Origin of the sequence: Shewanella algidipiscicola (genome assembly GCF_003605125.1) — a bacterium.
In the GTDB taxonomy this organism is placed as follows: Bacteria; Pseudomonadota; Gammaproteobacteria; order Enterobacterales; family Shewanellaceae; genus Shewanella; species Shewanella algidipiscicola.
In genome coordinates this window covers 1-775 of the sequence record NZ_QPQT01000034.1, presented here as the reverse complement: position 1 = coordinate 775, position 775 = coordinate 1, and the positions used below count along the sequence as shown (strand labels likewise).

The window sequence follows — 775 nt, the reverse complement described above, 5'->3', positions numbered from 1 at the left end:
ATGAGCCCATCGCTAGGCAAGCCAACATGGAGGATAACTGCACAGGGCATTTTTGGGAGGGTCGCTTTAAAAGCCAGGCCTTACTTGATGAAGCGGCACTGTTAGCTTGTATGGCGTATGTTGAGTTAAACCCTGTTAGAGCTAAGATGGCCAGTACTCCAGAGCACAGTGACTACACCAGTATCCAATTACGTGTTAATGCTGCACTGAAAGGTGAGCAGCCTAAGCATCTTTTGGCGTTTATTGGCAATGAGCGAGCACAACAACCGAAAGGCATAGCGTTCAGCTTTAAAGATTACCTTGAGTTGGTGGATGAAACCGGAAGAGTTATCCGAGAAGATAAACGAGGCGCTATTGCTAAACGTGCTGAAAATATCTTACAAAGGCTTAATCTCCCCGCCGAAAACTGGCTAAAATTAACGACTGATTTTGGCAAACTTTTTAGAGGGCCCGTTGGTTCATTGCAAGAGCTTGATGACTATTATACTCACCTAGAAAAACGACGAAGGCACTTTGCAAGCAGTTGTCAGCACCTTCAGTTCAGCTAGTATTTAGCCGCTTCCCACTTCTGTACTAGGCCTGTCAGTCAGGTCAATTTGTGATGCCTTAAATTCTGCCTTTTTGTCTTCTTCTCATCAATTCAAACTTATCTGATGCTCCCCAGTTGCCATTTTGACGAGTTTTCTCATTTATGATGCCTATCATGGGCGGCATAGGAGTAATCTGCAAATAATGGTGCTATGTTATTGATTAACTATGGGTGGCTAACTGCTTG

General features: G+C 44.1%; 1 protein-coding gene. It reads left to right on the top strand.

The window, feature by feature from the left end; translation table 11 throughout:
* Positions 1 to 548 (top strand): transposase (locus DVO77_RS18925; RefSeq protein ID WP_487247673.1); only part of this gene is annotated, 548 nt, incomplete at its 5' end.
* Positions 549 to 775: the final 227 nt, after the last annotated feature.